This is a genomic window from Enterococcus sp. DIV0187 (genome assembly GCF_051713785.1).
In the GTDB taxonomy this organism is placed as follows: domain Bacteria; phylum Bacillota; class Bacilli; order Lactobacillales; family Enterococcaceae; genus Enterococcus_A; species Enterococcus_A avium.
The window spans coordinates 1,318,762-1,338,740 of the sequence record NZ_JBIOQO010000001.1; the positions used below are offsets into that span (position 1 = coordinate 1,318,762).

The 19,979-nt window shown below is 39.2% G+C and carries 20 protein-coding genes, 1 pseudogene and 2 riboswitches; of the genes and pseudogenes, 4 read left to right on the forward strand and 17 right to left on the reverse strand.

The window, feature by feature from the left end; genetic code table 11:
- Window positions 1–11 precede the first annotated feature (11 nt).
- On the reverse strand, window positions 12–512 hold the full coding sequence (locus IGI52_RS06480; protein WP_127979275.1) for an ECF transporter S component: 501 nt from the start codon (window positions 510–512) through the stop codon (window positions 12–14).
- A 470-nt stretch (window positions 513–982) separates the two neighbouring features.
- Window positions 983–1,152: riboswitch (cobalamin riboswitch) on the reverse strand.
- A gap of 569 nt (window positions 1,153–1,721) precedes the next feature.
- Here IGI52_RS06480 and IGI52_RS06485 point away from each other — a divergent pair.
- Both IGI52_RS06485 and IGI52_RS06490 read left to right on the forward strand, forming a co-directional pair.
- Window positions 1,722–3,233, forward strand: a complete 1,512-nt coding sequence (locus IGI52_RS06485) for an amino acid permease (protein WP_311945511.1) — start codon at window positions 1,722–1,724, stop codon at window positions 3,231–3,233.
- Window positions 3,234–3,258: 25 nt separating this feature from the next.
- Complete coding sequence (locus tag IGI52_RS06490; protein WP_118368090.1) at window positions 3,259–3,711, forward strand: precorrin-2 dehydrogenase/sirohydrochlorin ferrochelatase family protein; 453 nt, start codon at window positions 3,259–3,261, stop codon at window positions 3,709–3,711.
- 66 nt (window positions 3,712–3,777) lie between these two features.
- On the opposite strand, the gene IGI52_RS06495 is transcribed toward IGI52_RS06490, so the two are convergent.
- The 5 genes from IGI52_RS06495 to IGI52_RS06515 all read right to left on the reverse strand — a co-directional run bounded on the left by IGI52_RS06495 (window position 3,778) and on the right by IGI52_RS06515 (window position 8,545).
- On the reverse strand, window positions 3,778–4,350 hold the full coding sequence (locus IGI52_RS06495) for a TetR/AcrR family transcriptional regulator (protein ID WP_016179889.1): 573 nt from the start codon (window positions 4,348–4,350) through the stop codon (window positions 3,778–3,780).
- 11 nt (window positions 4,351–4,361) lie between these two features.
- Entirely contained in the window at window positions 4,362–4,862 is a 501-nt protein-coding gene (gene ilvN / locus IGI52_RS06500) for an acetolactate synthase small subunit (RefSeq protein WP_048717980.1), read from the reverse strand.
- Complete coding sequence (gene ilvB, locus IGI52_RS06505; protein WP_438780781.1) at window positions 4,849–6,534, reverse strand: biosynthetic-type acetolactate synthase large subunit; 1,686 nt, start codon at window positions 6,532–6,534, stop codon at window positions 4,849–4,851. The genes ilvN and ilvB overlap by 14 nt, the downstream gene beginning before the upstream one ends.
- Before the next feature lie 114 nt (window positions 6,535–6,648).
- A complete protein-coding gene (gene tenA, locus IGI52_RS06510; protein WP_118368093.1) occupies window positions 6,649–7,305 on the reverse strand; it encodes a thiaminase II in 657 nt (218 codons plus the stop codon).
- A gap of 176 nt (window positions 7,306–7,481) precedes the next feature.
- Window positions 7,482–7,573, reverse strand: a riboswitch (TPP riboswitch).
- A gap of 63 nt (window positions 7,574–7,636) precedes the next feature.
- Entirely contained in the window at window positions 7,637–8,545 is a 909-nt protein-coding gene (locus tag IGI52_RS06515) for a DUF2268 domain-containing protein (RefSeq protein WP_118368094.1), read from the reverse strand.
- Window positions 8,546–8,687: 142 nt separating this feature from the next.
- Here IGI52_RS06515 and IGI52_RS06520 point away from each other — a divergent pair, with 142 nt between their 5' ends.
- Window positions 8,688–9,416, forward strand: coding sequence for a DUF2087 domain-containing protein (locus IGI52_RS06520; RefSeq protein ID WP_070504997.1), 729 nt, complete (start codon window positions 8,688–8,690; stop codon window positions 9,414–9,416).
- A gap of 23 nt (window positions 9,417–9,439) precedes the next feature.
- Window positions 9,440–9,877 (forward strand): VOC family protein, encoded by a 438-nt coding sequence (locus tag IGI52_RS06525; protein ID WP_049220810.1) that lies wholly within the window; start codon window positions 9,440–9,442, stop codon window positions 9,875–9,877.
- Window positions 9,878–9,906: 29 nt separating this feature from the next.
- Here IGI52_RS06525 and IGI52_RS06530 read toward each other — a convergent pair whose 3' ends face one another.
- The 11 genes and pseudogenes from IGI52_RS06530 to grdB all read right to left on the reverse strand — a co-directional run bounded on the left by IGI52_RS06530 (window position 9,907) and on the right by grdB (window position 19,965).
- A complete protein-coding gene (locus tag IGI52_RS06530; protein ID WP_438780782.1) occupies window positions 9,907–10,419 on the reverse strand; it encodes an arginase family protein in 513 nt (170 codons plus the stop codon).
- Complete coding sequence (locus IGI52_RS06535; protein WP_438780783.1) at window positions 10,406–10,618, reverse strand: hypothetical protein; 213 nt, start codon at window positions 10,616–10,618, stop codon at window positions 10,406–10,408. The genes IGI52_RS06530 and IGI52_RS06535 overlap by 14 nt, the downstream gene beginning before the upstream one ends.
- Before the next feature lie 301 nt (window positions 10,619–10,919).
- Window positions 10,920–11,243 (reverse strand): annotated as a pseudogene (tnpA, locus tag IGI52_RS06540) (IS200/IS605 family transposase); the annotation flags it as partial.
- Window positions 11,244–11,445: 202 nt separating this feature from the next.
- A complete protein-coding gene (locus tag IGI52_RS06545) occupies window positions 11,446–11,664 on the reverse strand; it encodes a hypothetical protein (protein ID WP_048720531.1) in 219 nt (72 codons plus the stop codon).
- Entirely contained in the window at window positions 11,645–11,920 is a 276-nt protein-coding gene (locus IGI52_RS06550) for a hypothetical protein (protein WP_438780784.1), read from the reverse strand. The genes IGI52_RS06545 and IGI52_RS06550 overlap by 20 nt, the downstream gene beginning before the upstream one ends.
- A 232-nt stretch (window positions 11,921–12,152) precedes the next feature.
- Window positions 12,153–14,423 carry an ATP-binding cassette domain-containing protein gene (locus tag IGI52_RS06555; protein WP_438780785.1) on the reverse strand — a complete coding sequence of 757 codons (2,271 nt, stop codon included), beginning with the start codon at window positions 14,421–14,423 and terminating at the stop codon, window positions 12,153–12,155.
- Window positions 14,424–14,592: 169 nt separating this feature from the next.
- A complete protein-coding gene (grdD, locus tag IGI52_RS06560; protein ID WP_438780786.1) occupies window positions 14,593–15,753 on the reverse strand; it encodes a glycine/sarcosine/betaine reductase complex component C subunit alpha in 1,161 nt (386 codons plus the stop codon).
- A gap of 11 nt (window positions 15,754–15,764) precedes the next feature.
- Window positions 15,765–17,300 (reverse strand): glycine/sarcosine/betaine reductase complex component C subunit beta, encoded by a 1,536-nt coding sequence (gene grdC / locus IGI52_RS06565; protein ID WP_438780787.1) that lies wholly within the window; start codon window positions 17,298–17,300, stop codon window positions 15,765–15,767.
- Between the two features lie 12 nt (window positions 17,301–17,312).
- A complete protein-coding gene (gene trxA / locus IGI52_RS06570) occupies window positions 17,313–17,636 on the reverse strand; it encodes a thioredoxin TrxA (RefSeq protein WP_438780788.1) in 324 nt (107 codons plus the stop codon).
- Window positions 17,633–18,601 (reverse strand): NAD(P)/FAD-dependent oxidoreductase, encoded by a 969-nt coding sequence (locus IGI52_RS06575; RefSeq protein ID WP_438780789.1) that lies wholly within the window; start codon window positions 18,599–18,601, stop codon window positions 17,633–17,635. Before IGI52_RS06575 ends, trxA begins: the two co-directional genes overlap by 4 nt.
- A gap of 62 nt (window positions 18,602–18,663) precedes the next feature.
- Window positions 18,664–19,965, reverse strand: a complete 1,302-nt coding sequence (grdB, locus tag IGI52_RS06580) for a glycine reductase complex selenoprotein B (RefSeq protein WP_438780790.1) — start codon at window positions 19,963–19,965, stop codon at window positions 18,664–18,666.
- Between the last annotated feature and the right edge of the window lie 14 nt (window positions 19,966–19,979).

Below are 19,979 nucleotides of genomic sequence, written 5' to 3' on the forward strand. Positions count from 1 at the left end.
CCGCTTCTTGATTATTTTAGAAAGATTGCTTCTTTATATTTTTGTGGAATTCCTAGAATCACAATCTCAGATAGAGTTAAATTCACGACTGTCGCCAAGGTCAGGGGGACGAAAAGCATGAAAACAACCGGCCCCATCAATGGATAAAGCAATAGCAAATCCAATGGTACATTGATTACGTAAGCCACCAGCATCGAAATTATCGAAGCTGCGACCTTATTTCTTTGCAACTTTTTGCGCGTCCAGCTATAAAAGAACATACAGGCCGCCATCAATACAGCAATAATCAGATGAATTGGCAAAGTATTAGGAAACCCTGACAGTAACGCTGAGATCATGTGTCCGAAAAATCCTAAAAATGCTCCTGCGGCAGGGCCAAGAATGATTGCACCAATAAATGCAGGAAAAGAGTCTAATGCGATTGAACCAAGGATTTTAATGTTTGCCCCAATCACACATAGCGCCAGCAGAATTGCTAATATTGCCAATTTCTTTGTTGAATACTTCATCATGTTTCACTCCTTATTCGTTTTAATGTATTAATTTTTCAAGTAAAATTAGTTCGATTCGAATGTCGTATATCATTCAACTAAAGTTCTTGAGCTTTATTTTGATTCTTATTGCTTAATACCTTTCTGTTTTAAGTAACCTGCGAAAAGTTGAACTGACATCCTTATTCGTTTTAATGTATTAATTTTTCAAGTAAAATTAGTTCGATTCGAATGTCGTATATCATTCAACTAAAGTTCTTGAGCTTTATTTTGATTCTTATTGCTTAATATCCTTCTGTTTTAAGTAACCTGCGAAAAGTTGAACTGACATCCTTATTCGTTTTGATATACTATTTGTTTTCTCAGTAAATTCTGATTGATAACCAAAAAAAATAAACGCAGCGAGTCCAGAAAAGATGGTCTCGCCGCGTTTTTTATTTGTATAAATACACCAAATAATACCGTTAGCAAAATAATCTTCCCAATCCAATTATTTTTTAATCCCTGAACAAGGTATCCTGACTTTGCATCCATTTACTATCTCGCCTTCCCGAAAAGTGGCTTGTGAGAGTTCATCCGCATATACAGTAGAAAGGGGCTGTTGAGGATTTTCACCTCATTCCCTTGATCAGTTATTAAGTATTCAATTTTTCTTTATTATAGCAAACGTTTCTCCTTATTCTTGGCTTTTTTCCATAACTCAGCCACATTGTGCTATTTTGAAAAAGGTAAGAGCAAAATATTACTATATTTAAAACTGATTGACGATTTAAAAAAATGATGATCGAAATATGTACTATCCTCACAGAACCAAGCAATCGTTATCATCATTCGCTCTAGAATGTAGAAGAGAACTGTGTCCTTCAATAATCTTGATATGTATTCTAAAAAGATAGTCTTCAGAATATTATTTCCCTGCTCAAACAATATAAAATACTGCTATTTTCAGATTTAACTACTGGTTAAAGGTTTTTCTTGAATTTTAATAAAGCAATCAAAGGAAAGCTATTCAATCGCTGAAGTTCAGCCAAATTTTGTTATTTCGAACCTAAAACAAAGCAATATATTGTTATTATTTATTATTCGATTTGAAAAATCATTGATTTATCAATCTTTTCATTCATTTTTATCTACCGCTTTTTTGATGAAGTAATTCTTTTAAATCAAAATTCATCTTGTCTTTTTATTTAAAAGAAAATAAGATGGAGAAAAGACTTTAAGGAGCGGACGATGACTAAAAAACAATCTTCACAAAATCTGATTTTGATCATTACCACTACTGTGTACTCATTTTCTAGTATGATCTCAGCATTTTTTATGCTGGGAAGTCAATCACTTATTTGGTTTTTTATTAGTGCCCTCTTTTATTTTATTCCCTACGCACTGATCGTAGCGCAGTATACCAAAAAGTACGCACATCGCTCAGGAGCGATCTATGACTGGTTAAAAGAGTCCCTTTCTCCTAAGGCAGCTTTCACAACTGTTTTTTTATGGTATAGTAGCTACTTCATTTGGATGATTAGTTTATTTATGAAGATTCTCATTCCAATTTCTATTCTGTTCTTCGGGCAAGATATAACTGCGTCAATGAATTGGTTCGGTGTTTCTTCTCAAATATGGTTAGCGTTATTTTCTGTAATGGCAGTAATAGGTATCACTTGGATGAACAAACGTGGCTTCCAAGTCATTTTCCGTTTTCTGCATATTAGCGGTTACGCTATGGTTGGTTTGCTAATCCTTTCATTATCTGGTAATTTAATTTTGATTTTTAAGAATCCCGAACTGGTTTTAATAAATATCCATCATAGTTTGACTGTGCCAAGCTTTTTTCAAGAATCATCGAGCCGCCTGCTCTCACAGCTGCCTTTTTTCATTTTTTCGATCACCGCATTTGGGGGATTGGATACGATTGCGAGTCTTGCCGATAAAACCAAAAAAAGCCGCAGCAGATTTCCGCGAGCCGTGATTATCAGTTCGTTTATTGTGTTATTTTTATATGTTAGCGGCATTATCATTTGGAGCTGTGCAAATAACATTGACGGCTTACGGGAGGCAACGTCTCTTCATTTGGGAAATCTAATGTATGGTGTCATGGAACAATTGGCCAAAACATTGGCTGTCAGTTTCAACCTATCAGTTAGTCACACGCACTTATTGACTCAGATTTTTATTCGTTACACCGCCCTGACAATGGGGCTGGCATATTTGAGTCTTCTTAGCTCAATAAGCTATGGTCCATTAAAAAGTTTGATAAAGAGTACACCTAAAGTTTTCTGGCCAAAATTCTCAGCACTGAATAGGAATCAAATGCCTGAAAATGCACTTTGGATCCAAGCCTTGCTGATTTCTTTATTTATTGGGCTGTTGTCATTTAGTAATACTTTTTTATCAGATTTATTTAATCAATTAACCTACATGACGAATGTTTCACGAGCGATTCCATATTTTATTGTCGCAGCTAGTTTTCCTTTCTTTTTAAAGAAAAAAATCATCCAGAAACAGTCATTGATTATTAAAAATAATTACCTGAATTATTTTCTTTCCATAAGCGTTTGTGTCTGTATTTTTGTTGCAATTGCCTTTCAAATATATGAACCCTTAAAATTAGGAAATTATCTGAACTTTTCAACTTTGCTTTTAGGTCCAGTATTCTTTGGTGTTCTTTCCCACTTCATCTATTTTCGCTTTGAACAGAAAAAAGCTCTAGTGAATTTGTCTAAACAAAACAGCGAAAATCCGTAAAATCATTGACTAAGGAGTTACGCCTATGTACCCAATCTTAATTGATATCCAGCAGTTTTCTGTCCTAGTGATCGGCGGTGGGAGAATAGCCACTCGAAAAGTTTGTGGATTGATTGAAGCAGGTGTAAAACCCACGGTTATCGCGCCGAATTTTTCTGATACCTTACTAACAGCAAAGAAAAATGGAAAAGTTCTATTGCGGGAACGTTCCTTTCAATATGGTGATACTACTGGTTTTCAAGTCATTTTTATCTGTACAGATAATCCAGCAGTCAACCAAGCTGTTTTGAATGAAACGACACCGCGACAACTCGTAAATGATACAACCAATCAAAGCAATAGCAATTTTTTCAACATGGCATGGATTAAAGAAAAGGATTTTGGGATTGCATTAACTACTAAAGGTGCCAATCCGCGAAAGACCAAGCTATTAAAAGAAAAAATCCGTTCATTTCTGAAAGGAAACTCATTAGAATAAAAAAACGCCTGAATACAAACTGTCCGAACAATTGAGCAGCGTATTCAGGTGTTTTTTTATTCGTATTCAAATGAGGCCATTAATAAATTGATCAATGGCATCAGAAATAAAGATTTCCACTTCCTTTTCATACTGATCGCTGCTAGAGTAGGCGTGCAGGAAAGCAAAGCCTATCATACTAGAAAAAATAATTTCCGCTGATTTTTTCGGATCATGGATTTTGACTTGCTTTTTTGACTTCATTCTAATCAAATAATCCTCCAGCGTCTGAATAAAGGCTGTTGGAATTTTCTCAATATAAGGCATCGTTTCTTGATAAATTTCTTGTGCGCGAAGGCCTAAGGAAAACCGGACAATCTCTGGCGTAACCTGTGTGAGATACGCTTCCATCATCAAACGAAGATCGCTGGTTAGATCCCATTGAAATTGATCATAAATCTCCTTATTTACAGAAGGAATCCACTCGGCTTCTTTTAATGTTGTCAACAGTAGTTCTTTCTTACTGCCAAATTGCCGAAACAGCGTCACTTCGTTTACTTGCGCTTCTTTTGCAACATCTTTTGTTGTCATGTCACTGTAGCCTTTTTCAACGATTAGTTTTCTTGTAGCAGCCATGATATTGCTTCGCGTATTTTTCATACAGGAAATACTTACTCCTTTATTAGACTTGCGATCGCCACACTTCCTCCCCGAATCACTTCGATTTCTTGAGAAATGCTTTGTTGGAGATCGGTAATTAGTTGGTTATTTTGCGCGTCAGTATTGATACACTCGATCAGCATTTGATCTGTTGTTTGATCAATAATGATAAATCTGTTTGCCTGAGTCAATCCATTTAGATCGTTTTCGAGACTTTCATAATAAGGCAGCTTAACGTACATTACCTCTTTAGTGTGAATGGGAATGTCGGTGTAATCAATCACTTGGATCACTTCGATCATATTGCTTAATTGATGTTTAATTTGTTCAAAGGTTCGCTCATCGCTAAAAAGGCTGATAGTCATCCGAGAAATATCTTTGACCTCTGTCTCACCAACCGTTAAGCTATTTAAATTATACAATTTTCCGGAAAATAATCCAGAGACTCTTGCTAGTACGCCAACTTCGTTTTCAACGTAGACGCTTAACCATTTCTGTTTAATTGTCTGCATAAGTAATCATCTCCTTCAAACCTTGACCTGGTGGAACAATTGGTAGGACCTTTTGTTCTGTCTTAAGCATAAACTCCAAAATAAATGGTTGACTTTTAGCACCTTTTGCTCGGATAAATGCGTGGTCAAGCTCTTCTTCATCAGTGATTCTAATACCGTCTACTCCATAGCTGCGGCCTAAAGCGATGAAATCTGGTAGATAAGACATGCCGTTACCCCTTAACTTCGTGTAAGAATAGCGTTTGTCATAGAACATTTCTTGCCATTGACGAACATTTCCTAAACTTTCATTGTTGAAAATGCAAATAATAATCGGAATTTTTTCTAGCATCACTGTCGCAAGCTCTTGAAGATTCATTTGAAAGCCGCCATCACCCGTAATTGTCAGGACATCCTTTTCCAGATTCCCTAATTTGGCCCCAATAGATGCTGGAAAACCGAAGCCCATCGTACCTAATCCACCTGAAGTCAGCAGTTGTCTTTCCTTTGTGACTTCAAGAAATTGAGTCGTCCATAACTGATTTTGTCCAACGTCGGTTACTACAATTGCATTTGAGAAATGTTCGTTGATTTTCTGAATGATTTTTTCTGGTGTTAAACCTACTTCTTTCATGTGAACAGGCAAAAGTAGGTCCTTATTTTTGATTTCTTGTAGCCATTTCTCATGATTTTTCGAATACAGCATGTAAGTGATTTTTGGCAATATTTCTTTAATGTCTCCTACTAACCCAATTTGAGTGTCGACATTTTTATCAATGGTTGCTGGATCAATATCTACATGAATCAGCTTTGTGAAAGGACAAAACACTGCGGCATTTCCAGTCACACGATCATTCAGTCGTGTCCCTAAAGCCAAAAGAACATCACTGTTTAAAATTGCCTGATTTGCTGCATAGCTGCCGTGAATACCTACATTACCAATATAATTTGGGTGATTACTAGGTAAAGACCCTTTTCCCATAATCGTACTAACAACTGGCAGATTGTACATTTCAATAAAGGCGGCTATTTCTTTATACGCTCTAGCGCGATGAACACCACCTCCAAGCAGCAAGACAGGTTTCTTAGCGGTTTCGAGTATTTCAGCTGCGGTTTCGAGTTTTTCCAGTGGGATCATTTGCGTTTTCTGACCACCACGAATTGCTACTTCTTTTGGGTATTTTTCTGAACCGAGTTCTTGCTGAATATTTTTCGGTATATCAACGACTACAACTCCTGGTTTACCAGATTGCGCAATAACAAATGCTTTCTTCAGAATTTTTCCTAAATCCTCTCGATTCCTGACTGTTACGGCATATTTAGCAATTGAGCGACAGATTCCCACCATATCTACTTCTTGAAAAGCGTCCTTCCCAATCAGCTGTGTTGAAACCTGTCCTGTGATACAAACCAGCGGAGAGGAATCGTAGCCCGCCGTAGCAATCCCTGTTATCAGATTTGTTGCTCCTGGACCACTAGTAACTAGACAAACACCGACTTTTCCAGTAGATCGCGCATACCCATCTGCGGCATGAATCAATCCTTGCTCATGTCTAGGCAAAATAACGCGAAATTCCTTTCTCTGATAAAGCGCATCAAACAAATCAATCGCCTGTCCTCCCGGATAAGCAAAACATACGTCAACCTTCTCATCGATTAATGCTTTAACAACCAATTCAGCTCCCGAAATCATTTTACATACCTCCTAATAATGCAAGTGTTAACTTGCATTTTAACATATAAACTATGCGATTTGTAAATTGTTTCAAAAAAAAGACCGTCCGCAATCGAACGATCTCTTGAAGCATTACCATTTTTCCAATTTAACAGCCATTTCCCAAAAGGCGTATTCCATTTTACTACTGATCACGAAGGCGTCGATCATTTGCTGCTGTTCTTTGCTTGAACTTTCTTGATATAGACGATCTAAGAGCGCACACTCCTTTTTTATCCCTTCAGCAGCGGCCTCACCAGCATAGGTCTCAATCCAGCGCTGATACAAAGGATTAGGAGAGCCCGTGTCAATCAAACGAACACCGATTTCTTGATACAGCCAGGCACATGGAAGCATCCCTGCAAAAGCAGTATTTGGTGTACCGTCAATCAACTGTCGATACATATGCGAAACGTAATGATAAGCTGTAGGTGCAATCGGTGTAGTCAAAATCTCATGTTCAGTAATCCTTAATTCTGAAAAGAACTCCTTGCGAATTGCCATTTCACCTAGCTTAAGATTTTCAGCATTTTCTTGTAACTGCTCCTGCGCTTCCCGATCGTTTGTTTGTTCCGCAATTAAATGATAAAGCTTGCTAAAATGTTCAAGATAATAGCGATCCTGAAGTAAATAATAGCGAAAAATTTCTGGAGCCAAATTTCCATCTGCCAATGCCGTGATAAATGGATGCTCAAAGCTTCCTTCCCAAAATGATGCTGCTTCTTGACGCGCAATTTTTGTAAAATTCATTCTCTATCTCCTCTTATTAACTTTTTTAGTACGCCCACTTGTTACGACTCTTCCAACGTCTCCTAGTCACAACATAAAAAAACCTCCTTTATTCTCATAAGAATGAAAAGGAGGCTCTCTGCACAAAACACGCATACTGAAGAAAACCCGACCGCAAAAAAACGGTCGGGTGCAAAATTCTAAACATCACACATTCCCTGCGCCAGTACTAACTGTTTCAGGTTCAATGGGTATAATCTCAGCTTCAAAAGCACCCCTAGTGTCATTCAATTAATAAAAGTATAGCATACTCTTATTAGAAAAACGATTGCTATTTAAAATCTTCTAGCCTCTAATCAAAAATCCTTGATTCCTGAACAAGTTTTCGACTGGGTGTCAAAGTCGCCTCCGCTATTGTTTTTCCAGTATTTTTCAAATAATTCTTTATGAGATGATAACCAATCGTGTAGCCAGCGTTTCTTGAGAGTCCCACGGGTTGATACCCCTGCACACGGGCAACTTCATCCCCATACATATACGCAGAAACCTGATCAAAGCCGCGAGCATTACGTCCACCCTTCATTACTTCGATCGTATAGTCCAATTCTTCCTGGTCGTAATCTTGTACCCATGGTCCACGATGTTCGATGCCATAAAGCGTTTCGGCAAAAACCTCCGCTAAGCCTTCAATCACTAAATAATCTTCGACGCTCACATCTCCATGATTAAAGGGCTCATAGGTAAACCGAATATTATGATTAAACTCATGTGCCAAAGCAGATTTTAGTCGTGTGCGATTGAACTCATTCGGAACAACGATTAACAAAATGTACCCAGGTATCCCGCCAAATCCGCTATACCCTTCACTTGCCATCAAGACGCTGTTTTCCGGATCACCGAGCAAGATATTTACAACAAAGTCTTCGATCGGTATTTGATAGCCAATATCAGTGAAAAGCTGTGCGCTTTTTTCTATAACTTGACGACATTCTCCGAAAATATTCGTATCTTTTAAAGGGCTTACCTTAGTTTCAATCAACTCTCTCCGTTTTCGCGGCGTCCAGATGCCCATCATCTCTGATGCCATCAAAACATCATAGCCTCCCGAAGTTTTTGACATGAGAGGAACACTTAAATACCGCCACATTTCCTCGAAAGGTTGCATCAACTCATAGCGGAAAGTATTTTCATCCTTCTGACCCTGCAGACACGCTTCATAATAAGACAAAGTATCAATTATTTTTACACTAAAATTATTCATTATGGTAACCTCCTTGATTTAATCATAATCGTTGACGTTACGTGAAGGTCAAGCACTTATCTTTATAAAACTTTAAAGATGTTTGCAACCTTATTTGCAAACTATAAATAAATATGTTAGCATTCAAATAGGAGGAATTATTATGAAGAGTGATTTAACCATCAAAGAAATAAAAAAAGGCTATTCAAAAAAAGGCGACTTTCTTTTCCAATGCTTGTATTGTGATCAAACCTTTGATGATCGCTTCGTCTACCCGCTTAATGAAGGCAACAGCCAACTAGCCCGAGCAGAAGGCGCAATGATTTATCATATAAAACATGAACACCACGGCCCTTTTGACGCGTTGCTCAATCTTGATAAAAATCAAACAGGTCTAAGCGACACACAGAAAACCTTTCTGACGCTGTTTAATAAAGACATTGATGATCAGGAAATAGCCGAACAGCTGAATATTACAACTTCTGCCGTAAGGAATCATCGCTTCAAATTTAAAGAAAAGAAACGGCAGGCCAAAATTTTGTTAGCCTTATTGGAATCCATTGAAGAAAAAGATCAGGGAAATTTTATAGCGAATTCCATCATTGATTCTGATGAACGATTCATTTCCACAGAAAAGGAAAGAGAAAAAGTTTTTAAAACTTTTCTCGACGAAAATGGTAAAGCCAATCAAATTCCAAAAAAAGAAAAAAAGCGAATTATTCTCATTCAAAAACTCGCAGAAAATTTTACTTCTGAAAAACAATATAGCGAAAAAGAAATCAATGAGATCATTTCTAGGATGTTCGAAGATTATGTTACGATTAGACGATATCTCATAGAATACGGAATTTTAGGTCGAACTGTTGATGGCAGGACTTATTGGAAACTATAGCTTTTTTGAAGGGAGAGTTAAGAATGGTATTACCTATGAAAGTGGATCATCTCCAAGTTACGGTGAAGGATATTGATACGGCTGAAGTATTTTATGATGGGTTGATGGAGGCTTTGGGCTTTGATTTGAATAAAAAAATCAACGTCTATTTAGAAGATTTGGATATGAATGTTATCGAATATCTTGATCAATCCTATGATTTTGGTATCTGTTCACCTCTTACAGAGTATCAAGAGGAAACAATCCATAGACGAAAACCCGGAGCGGTTCATCATATCGCCTTCCAAGCTCCTTCTAGAAATGAAGTCAATCGAATCTATCAAAAGGTACTTGAACTTGGTGCTGAGATTTTAGATGAGCCACAAATTTTTCCGCAACATGGACCAAATTATTATGCTCTTTTTTTTAACGATCCAGATGGAATCAAGTACGAGATCGTGAATAATGATGATCATGTTTAAAAAAGTCAGCGAATCCACGCTGACTTTTTTCATTCTTTAAATATCTCTACGTTCTCTAAAGTTTTGCGTAAATTGATCGCATCCCAAGGTAAATATTCACCGATACTAAACCCTACGATTTCAGCTCTTTCAGAAACATCCCTAATGATCCGGGCAATTTGTTCGAGTGTCATTGTTCCAATCGGGGCAAGAAATTTTTCTACATCCAAGTATGGTTTACCAGGATTAATCGACCGGTAGTCCAGAGGAGACAATACATCTAAATCAAAATGAATCGCCAAGTGCTTCAATTGATTTTGATTCATCCAATTAATGATTGCACAACTATCCTCCACCAATTTATCTGGTGTGAGATAATTCATCTTCAAATCATCGACTTGGTGGTCGCACGGACGCAGTTCTTCATATTTTAGCCCCGCGAGCATAACCTGCTCGACTGTGAAGGGGTGGCGAATTTTTTCGGCAAACTGTGGTGCTCCGTGACCTAAAAGATTCCCCAGTACATGCATGTGCCCTTTTTGACTGTCATTAATGGTTGACATATCGGAATGCGCATCCAACCAAAGTAATGACTTTTTCAGGTTGCTTTTCCGTTAGAATCTTCGAAGCCTCTGACAGCTGTTTTAATAAACTATTCCCGCCAATTACACCATTTTCAAGCAGTAATTCTTTTGAGGTATTTTCATCAACTGTGATTTGAATTGTCTCTGCTTTATTGCTTTGCGGAACAATATGTCTCAACAATTCAGAACCAAAAAGATAATTTGGATTATTTCCTCCCTGCTATTGAGGAAATACTAATCGGAGAGTCTTGCTCATAAAATTTGCCTCCTTCAATTCCGTTTTCTTCACACCTTTACCCGATACGGATTTATTCCCTTAAGTATACAAGCCTTCTGCTATGAGAAGCAATTGCTCTTGAAAGTAACTCATCCACCCGTGAAAACGGGTGGCTTTTTAACACCTCTAGAAGAGGTCACTGCTCGCGTACTCCATAAATGGAGCTTTTTAAAAGACCGCCAACCGCTCATCGCTCGCTACTTTATTTCTTTTTCTTCATTTTAAATGGATCGACGTATTCTCTTTTACTTATGCTATCTCGATTTCGATCCTCTGCTTCTTGTTCTCTTTTATATTTTGCAATTGTTTTCTGATTTAACCCTACTGTACTTACATAATAGCCTTTCGACCAAAAACTCTTATTCCCATATTTATACACTAAGTTTCCATGCTGCTCATGGATAAGCGTGGCGCTTCTTCCTTTTAAGAATCCCATGAAACTTGAAATGCTTATTTTCGGTGGCACTCTAACTAACATATGAATATGATCTGGCATGGCATGTGCTTCTATGATTTCTACCGACTGTGTGATAAACTTTTGTCGTCATTTGATGACATAGAAAAACTCCTTTCGATAGTATGAGCGGTTGGTAGCCACTTATTAGTATATCGAAAGGAGTTTTTATCGCTAAAGCTATCTCGTCCACGCGTAGAAACGCGCGGTTTTCTTGTTTCACTCGCTAACGCGAGCGAAACTGACTAAAGTCATTAAGAAAAAAGAATCGGGACTAACAATCAAGTCCCAATTCTTCATGTACATACAAAGACATTTCTTCATTCTGATCAATCAAACGGTAGAAGTATTTAAGTTGTTCCTCTTCTCTTGCCGCAACAAATGCTTCAGGCAAATCCATGCATTTTTGAATGGCAAAAATCCAGATATCTGCAATAAATTCATCACACATCTTTTGATGAATGAGGCTTAAATTAAAAGTATTCACTGGCATATTCTTCCACCTCCTGTTTTTCTTGCTCTGACCGAAAGACAATGACTAATCCTTTAGAATCCGCTGATAATACCATTTCTATTCCTGTTACTTCACTGCTGCGTGCCAAAATATGATAATATAACTGATCCACATTCCAGCCTTTTGCGGCTAATGTAACCATATCCAAACACAATTTATCTACTTTTAGTTCTACTTCTGGTGTTGCATACACCATCATGGGTGCATAGCAACAGATATTTTTTAATCGATCCATCACAATCATCCCCTCTTAAGTATAACAAAAAAAGGCTTTCAAAAAGTGACAAATCCATCCAGTATCTTTTAAAAAATGAAAGAATATTCACTAAGACTATTTGAACTTGTGGCCTTAAAAAAGTCAATCTAAACTTTTTTTAACTTATAATCTGTGAACTGTTTTTTATCAAAGACTGGACCACAAAAAATTAACCAATCCAAGTTCTACTAAACAAAAATCTCCTGCTGCCTTAGCAGGAGATCGAGTTTTTGATCATTTCACTACTCTTCTTCAAGTATTCACCAGTGATTGTTCCGCTTTCTAATAAATCTTCAGGCACACCGCTAAAAACAACGTTGCCACCGTTCACACCACCATCTGGACCAATATCAATGATCCAATCGGCTTGCTTGATAATTTCACTATGGTGTTCAATGATGATCAATGTATTGCCGTTTTCTACCATTCGTTGAAATAGTTCGTTTAATTTTTTAATATCTGATAGATGTAGACCAGTTGTCGGTTCGTCTAAAACAAACACAGACTCATTTTGTGTGATTGCTTTGGTTAGTTTTAACCGTTGACGTTCTCCACCGGAAAGTGTGACTAAGTTTCGACCAATTGGTAAATACGTTAATCCTGTATCAATCATGGCTTGAAGTTTTTCAATTAATTTTCTACTGCCAAGCCCTTCATAGAAATCTTGTAGTTCTTTCGGTGTCATGTCTAGTACATCTAAAATTGTACAGCCTCTTAAACGGTAGCTTAACGCTTCATCGGAAAATCGGTTCCCTCCACAAGCTTCACATTCATTTACAATAGGGTCCATGAAAACTAACTCTACCAGTGTCTCTCCCTTGCCATGACACGTTGGACAAGCTCCAGTTGAATTAAAACTGAACATACCGGCTGGGACATTGTTTGCTTTAGCGAAGGTCCGACGAATTTCATCGTAAATACCTAAATACGTAGCTGGAGTGGCACGATTCGTCGCTTTGATTGGTGCTTGATTGATGATGGAGATTTCATTAGGAAATTGTTCGGGCAAGACTTTTGTAATTAGCGTAGATTTTCCTGAGCCAGCTACGCCAGTGATGACTGTCAATACATGTTTGGGAATATCGACTGTCACATTTTTTAAATTGTGTAAATTCGCTTCTTTGATTGTCATTTTTTCATGCCAGCTGCGAGGCTCAGTATTGATGGGTAATGTCTGACAAATTTCTTTTCCCGTTAGGCTGTCTGATTGAAGTAGAGCTGGATAATCTCCACGAAAAATGATTTCTCCGCCCTGTTTCCCTGCCAAGGGACCAATATCAATGACTTCATCAGCAATTGCAATAACATCTGGGTCATGCTCCACCACAAATACCGTATTCTCCTTATCTCGAAGATCCTGTAGCAGCCGATTGATACGAGAAACATCACGCGCATGCATTCCGGTGCTTGGTTCATCAAAGATATAGAACATGCCGTTCAACGCGCTTCCCATATGTTTCACCAATTTCACTCGTTGTGCTTCTCCACCAGACAAGGTCGGAGTTTGCCGATCTAATTGTAAATAATCCAATCCTATATCGATTAGCCGTTGAACCTGTCGCTTAATTTCATCGATGACCTCTTTCACTTCAGGATAGTATAGTTGATTTAGAAACAGTAGTAGTTGATTCATATCCATCTGAACACAGTCTGCAATGGAGCACTCGTTAATTTTCACAGACAAGGTTTCCTGATTCAAACGGCGACCTTCGCAATCCGGACAAGGCGCTTCATACAACAATTCCTTCAATTTTTCCTCATACATTTTGCTGCGCTCAGAAAGATCGCGCTTCAAAATAATCCGCTCATAATTACGACAGATTCCTTCCAATTTCGGATTAAGTGGAATCGAATCCTTGTCTGGATGTCCATAGATTAACTGATTCCATTGAGAGACGGTTAATTCCTTTAACGGCTGATCGTTATCAAAAAAGTCTGCCGCTGCATACTGCTTCCAGTACCAGTTTCCAACCGCATATCTAGTATCATTAATCGCTCCTTGATTCCAAGATTTTTCACGATCAATCAACTTTTCAAGATTGATCTGATTTACACGTCCTAGTCCAGAGCATGTTTGACACATGCCTTGAGGATGATTGAATGAAAACTGGCTCGCCGACCCAATGCGGGGTTGACCGATTCTGGAATATAACAAACGTAATAGAGAATAGGTTTCAGTAATCGTACCAACTGTAGAGCGTTGATTCCCACCTAAAGGAGTTTGATCAATCACGATTGCAGGATTCAGATTCTCAATCCTTTCTGCTTTCGGTTTGATGAACTTAGGCATCCGATTCCGTACAAATGCAGAGTAATTTGCATTCATCTGTCGTTGCGCTTCAGCCGCGATTGTATCAAATACTAGGCTGGATTTTCCCGAACCTGACACCCCTGTAAATACAATTAGCTGGTTCTTCTCGATCTCTAATGAAAGATGTTGCAAATTGTTTTGTGTGAGACCGATTAATCTCAATGGTTTCATCTGATTCCCCCCTTACCCATCTAGTCTAAACTCTTCCGCAACTGGAGAGTCAAGGCGGGGTTGAAATTTTTTTTAAATCATTCCATCTAGTTCTAATGAACCTTTAAAGTAAAAACTTCTTGCTTTAACAAAGCAAAAAACCAGCTCAATTACTGAACTGGTCCCCTCACTATAAATAATTCGCTTTTTTCAATTCATTTTGAGCAGCTATCAGATTTTTCTCATTAACTAAGATGATTGGCCCAGTGCAGCCCATTCCGCTTTCAGCATAAATCTCAGCTTCCCACAGAATTTTTACCGCATCCTCCAACTCCATGATTTCGATCCCAGCAATTTCACTAGTAACGATCTCCTTAGCAGGCGGATCAATCTCTTTCTTCGCTTCGGGTACTGCAGTTGCGGTTAGCTCTGAGCAAATTTGCTTCAGTCCAGCTTCATCAGCTTTCCGATATTCCGTCAAGCTTACCCTATCAAGTTTTCCTTTAGCCAACTCGTAAGCATATTCTAAAGCATTAGTAATCACAGGAGCGCCGCTAGCACGAGAAATGATACAAATATTGCGATCATAATTTCTTCCGATTCCTGGACCGTATCCTGAACCAATAGTTTCGTAATTTCCGCCACTTGAACTTGCTGAGAAAAGCTTCATCAAAATATTGCCAGTCAAACTATCACAAACAACAACATCAACGCTGCCTAATAACAAATCGTTCCCTCGTAGAACTTTTCCGCCATCTTCACGTTGACTTTCGCCAAAGTTAATTTCATACCCCTTTTCTTGTAACGCAGTCAATGAACGTTCAACTGTTTTTGCTCCCTCAATATTTAAGATCCCAATAGTTGGTTGCTTGATACCGCAAGTTTTTGCTGCGATGATCCCGTTAATCGCATTCAACACCATCGCTTCATTGCGAACACCGCTAGTCGTCCCGGTCGTTGTGGCAATAAACATTTCACGACCAAGAGCTGGAGTAACAACTTTTCCGACAGTGGAAACACCGATTGGAAAATTATAATGTAACGTGACACATCCTTGTATTTCTCCGCTGTCTAGCAATTCCTCCATTAACTCAGAGGATTCCTTTTGACAGTCGGTTGTCGAGTAGTGCTCGAAATCTTTCGCCCAGTCAACGTCACTTCCGATCAATACGACATCAAAAAGATTCTTTTGCTTACTGGTATAAGCAGCCTGTTTCATCACAGCCATACCGAGCTCACTGCCATCAATGGTCAAGCCAATTTTGAGTCTGGACTCCATTCGTCCGGTTTCTAGACTAGTCGCCAAATCTTCAAACACTTTCTTGACTGTTTCTTTTACTTGATCAGACATTGCTTCCACCTCTATTCTACTGAAAGATTGGCAGCGAAACTTCTCAAGGCCTGCGCAACTTCTCGTTTAACTAGTTCCTCTAAATCCTGCTGATTCTCATCTGATACTTTTCCATTGTTTCGTTCAATTAAGATCGATACACCATCAAATAAATTTGTCATTCGTCCTAAGAAGAGCGAACCTTTTCCAACGATCATGGCACGATTTTTGTCGCCAGCAGCCAAATCTTCAGCGGCAAACCCTAAATAAGGAATCCCACTAGGAATATGTCCTTGTGTCGGCGCCCAACCAACTAGTGATTTTTCATTAACAAAAGTCATCAAATCTTTTTTCTCAATATCTTTCCGTAAAACGCCGATTGCGCCAATCATTTTTAAGTTTGCTAACGGAACATCCCCAGCTCCTGCTGGTTTCGTAATATCGGGATTTTGCATTTCTACTGAGTAAACATCGACATCTTTGATGGTTAATTGAGCCTTTTCTAAAATACTGGCGATCAAGGCCGTTGTCACTGCCTGAGGACTCGATCCACTGCCAACTTCATGTTTACCAGTCAAATCATGTCGCAAAATCGGATGCACGCCATCATTTTCACTGATCAGTGCCGCGAATCCACCTAAGACATCCTCCAAAATTGGAAAGCCTTTGCCAACATGTGATTTTCCGTTCATTCCTAGTTTGGCAGTTGCCCCGCCGGCTACTAGCACGACGTTTTTATGCGTACCCGCTGCTACTAGAGAAGCTGCGGTAATCAACGCATGTGTCGGGCCCGCACAGAAACTGCGAATATCGGAACCTGTCGCATGGACACAGCCGCATAACTCAGCGATTGATTTAGCGAAATTACCGCCACCTCGTTGATTCATATCCCCACAAGCTTCTTCGCTGCACTCGATCACATAATCAATTTCTTTAGGATCAAGCTGATGCTTTTCTATCAATTGTCGCAATGCCAAAACACCACTTGCCTTTACTACTAGATTTTCCAGCATCACATGAGCGTTTAAATTCGCGTCAATCTGGTGAGCAGGACTGACACAACCGACTAATTTTCGATCATAGTATAATCCTTCGGCAGCATTTTCAGCCAACTCATTTTCGATCCACTCAAGCGGTTTTTCACTTTTAATTTTATCTACATCCTCCTTAAAAAGCGAATGTGCCGCCAAAGCCGCTCGAACTTCTTCTGCAAAAGCTTCTTCTAAATGCACCAATTCAAAAACATCGGCAATCTGTAATAAGCCGTAAAATTCTAATTCCGGCATAATCTCGCCGAATTTCCCTTCACGTTTGCCTTCAATGGAATGATTTACCCATGGCTGTGGCAGATTTTTCAATTCTTGATAGCTTAGATTTCCAATAAATGTTTGGTTTGGCGCATAATTGACTACCTCATCATAACTACGGATATGATCATATAGCTTTGCCAAATATGGACTATCTGGAGTTGTAATTCTTTCTGTTGTTTGTGTGGTGCCGTTGTGCTCAATCATATCTGGTGTATGAACTAAAACATAACTCGCTCCACGTAAAGTCGCATAATTCATAAACATCCCGCCCTAAATGTATTTCTGAATCATTTCTTCGATGGCTTCTTTCGTGCAGTCATCCTTCGCTACTTCGTCGATCTTTTCACCATTTTTATAAATCGAAATAACCGGCAGCCCTAAAATCTTATGTTGAATGCAAAAACGACGAACTTTTTTCTGCGAGGTATTAAATTTTGTAAAACGAATTTTATCTCCGTACTGGTCATACAGTTCTTCCACATCAGGCATCAAAGCTAGACAGTTTTCACAGGTCTCTCCCCACCAATCCACTAATACAGGCGTCTCCTGTTCCAATACTTCTGCCCCAAAATTTTCAACAGTTAACTCGATCATGCTGTTGGTACCTCCCTTTTGATTTTTTCTACATATTTTTGAGCTGAGAAGGCGGCGATCGCACCATCACCAGTCGCGGTCACCACTTGTCGCAATACTTTTGGTCGCATATCGCCAGCCGCAAAGACGCCTTCAATTGGCGTGCACATCGCCTCATCAGTAATCATGTATCCGTATTCATTTAATGGAACTTTGCCTTCATATAATTTGGTGCTGGGCACATTGCCGATAAAGACAAAAATTCCAAATAAGCCATCCTCTTCGTCTGCTTCAAAACGAGTGAACTCACCGGTCTTCGTATTACGAATTGTCATCGCCTCGACCATTCCGTCGCCTTCGATACTTTCTACTACGGAATCGAAAATATAGTCGATCTTGTCATTGGCCTTGGCTTGTTCGACAGCAATTGCGTCTGCCGTTAATTCACTCAGATTTTGAATAATGTGAACTTTGCGAGCAAAAGTGGTAATGAACATTGCCTCTTCAACCGCCGAGTTTCCTCCTCCGATTACATAAACTTCCATATCTTCAAAAAAGGCCCCATCACAGGTTGCACAATAGGAGACGCCTTTTCCAGCTAATTCTCGCTCACCTCTACAGCCAATTTCTCTTGGAAACGCACCGTTTGCACAGATAACTGCATGGGATTCGTAGACACTACCATCTTTACAAGTGATTTTTTTGATTTTCCCATCAAGTTCTAAATTCGTTACTTCTTTCCGAAGCTGAATCTCAGCCCCGAATTGTTCAGCCTGTTCAGCCATACGTTTGATCAATTCTGGTCCAGAGGTTTCTTTCTCAGTTTGTTTGATTGATCCGGGAAAATTGGCGATTTCATGGGTTGAAACGATTTGTCCCCCTAATTTTGTTTTTTCTAAAAGTAAAACATTCAAACGAGCTCTTGCATTATAAATAGCCGCGGTTAATCCAGCAGGACCGCCGCCGATGATTATTACGTCATACATTAAGTGAACTCCTTTCTGCTCAATTAACCGCCTGAGTGATGATTCACTCAGGCAGTATTCATTTATTCAAAAACGGTTTGTTCATCTACTGGTGTAGTCATTGCCTTTAAGGCTTTCTCGACAATGCCGCGACGTAGTTTTTGTTCTTCCTTCAAGCTTAGGCTTGGATTTCCTAAAGGATGAGGAATTGCAACTGCTGGTACGATCCGATTCGCTCCAACGGTTTGCGAGATCGGAACAACTGTACAAATGTGGACCACAGGCAAGCCTGTTTTTTCAATTTCTTTTACCATCGTTGCACCGCAACGCGTACAGGTTCCTCAGGTGGAGGTTAAAATAACTGCATCGACTCCATCTGCTACTAATTTTTGAGCGATCTCAGCCGCATACTTCTTCGCATTGGCAACAGCCGTTCCGTTACCAACCGTTGTATAGAAGTAATTATGCAGGCTGCCGATCACGCCTTCTTTTTCCATTTCTCTCACTATATCTAATGGCAAAACACGGTTCGGATCTTGATTTGCATAAACAGGATCATACCCGCCGTGAGCCGTTTCGTAAGAATCTGCCGTTAGTGTATCAACATTCTCGAGGGAATAGGTTCCATACTTTGATGCACTACTTGATTCAATTCGATCTGGATTGCCTTTAGGAACAATTCCGCCAGAAGTTACAAGCGCAATTCTCGCTTTTGACAGATCACTTATCGCGGTGGCTGGCGCGACGTTATCAAATTCAGGCATTGGGTATTCAGTCGTAAATTCCTGGTCCTTCAATTTACGCACGAGCATTTCAACGGCTCTTGCTGAACCACGTTTTTCATCCTGAAAATTTTTACGATAACGAACAAAGTAATTATCCGCTTCTGGTGAAACTTGTTCTTTTTTCAACAATTTCAACGCAAGACTGGCAATCACAGGTACCGCCTTTCTCATACCAGCCGCACTGTTTCTGGTCGGCACGATATAGGCAGCCTTTTTGTACATCTCAACTCCCGGATTTTCTTCATACATCCCAGTTACCGCTGGAATACCAAGTTCAGTCATGACTGCTTGAGCAACTTCCCCGCAAGCAATACCATATCTTCCGGCATTAAAAGCTGGTCCTGCAATAACGATATCTGGTTCAAATTGTTTAATCCGATCTAATACATCCTTTTTGGCACTATCCAAGTTCTCATTAAAGAAACTGTCGCCACACACGACGGTGCCGACGATTTCTGCCTCATCGCCAAATGAATTCATAAAAGCAAGACCTGGTCCTACTACTTCAGCTTTTGAGAATGGTTGGATATCCGCCTTTTCTTCACCACCAATTCCAGCATAAAACTGGTTGATGTAGTGAACAACTTTAAACTTAGTCATAAGACGCTCCTTTA

Excerpts from the sequence above, each read along its gene's own strand:
- ilvN (WP_048717980.1), bottom strand. The coding sequence starts at position 4,862 with ATGCAGACAATTAAACAGAAATGGTTAAGCGTCTACGTTGAAAACGAA.
- IGI52_RS06575 (WP_438780789.1), bottom strand. The coding sequence starts at position 18,601 with ATGTATGACGTAATAATCATCGGCGGCGGTCCTGCTGGATTAACCGCG.
- IGI52_RS06480 (WP_127979275.1), bottom strand. The coding sequence starts at position 512 with ATGATGAAGTATTCAACAAAGAAATTGGCAATATTAGCAATTCTGCTG.
- IGI52_RS06515 (WP_118368094.1), bottom strand. The coding sequence starts at position 8,545 with ATGAATAATTTTAGTGTAAAAATAATTGATACTTTGTCTTATTATGAA.
- IGI52_RS06525 (WP_049220810.1), top strand. The coding sequence starts at position 9,440 with ATGGTATTACCTATGAAAGTGGATCATCTCCAAGTTACGGTGAAGGAT.
- IGI52_RS06520 (WP_070504997.1), top strand. The coding sequence starts at position 8,688 with ATGAAGAGTGATTTAACCATCAAAGAAATAAAAAAAGGCTATTCAAAA.
- tenA (WP_118368093.1), bottom strand. The coding sequence starts at position 7,305 with ATGAATTTTACAAAAATTGCGCGTCAAGAAGCAGCATCATTTTGGGAA.
- IGI52_RS06485 (WP_311945511.1), top strand. The coding sequence starts at position 1,722 with ATGACTAAAAAACAATCTTCACAAAATCTGATTTTGATCATTACCACT.
- IGI52_RS06550 (WP_438780784.1), bottom strand. The coding sequence starts at position 11,920 with ATGGATCGATTAAAAAATATCTGTTGCTATGCACCCATGATGGTGTAT.
- IGI52_RS06490 (WP_118368090.1), top strand. The coding sequence starts at position 3,259 with ATGTACCCAATCTTAATTGATATCCAGCAGTTTTCTGTCCTAGTGATC.
- ilvB (WP_438780781.1), bottom strand. The coding sequence starts at position 6,534 with ATGATTTCGGGAGCTGAATTGGTTGTTAAAGCATTAATCGATGAGAAG.
- IGI52_RS06545 (WP_048720531.1), bottom strand. The coding sequence starts at position 11,664 with ATGCCAGTGAATACTTTTAATTTAAGCCTCATTCATCAAAAGATGTGT.
- grdC (WP_438780787.1), bottom strand. The coding sequence starts at position 17,300 with ATGAATTATGCGACTTTACGTGGAGCGAGTTATGTTTTAGTTCATACA.
- trxA (WP_438780788.1), bottom strand. The coding sequence starts at position 17,636 with ATGATCGAGTTAACTGTTGAAAATTTTGGGGCAGAAGTATTGGAACAG.
- grdD (WP_438780786.1), bottom strand. The coding sequence starts at position 15,753 with ATGTCTGATCAAGTAAAAGAAACAGTCAAGAAAGTGTTTGAAGATTTG.
- IGI52_RS06530 (WP_438780782.1), bottom strand. The coding sequence starts at position 10,419 with ATGTCAACCATTAATGACAGTCAAAAAGGGCACATGCATGTACTGGGG.
- IGI52_RS06495 (WP_016179889.1), bottom strand. The coding sequence starts at position 4,350 with ATGAAAAATACGCGAAGCAATATCATGGCTGCTACAAGAAAACTAATC.
- IGI52_RS06555 (WP_438780785.1), bottom strand. The coding sequence starts at position 14,423 with ATGAAACCATTGAGATTAATCGGTCTCACACAAAACAATTTGCAACAT.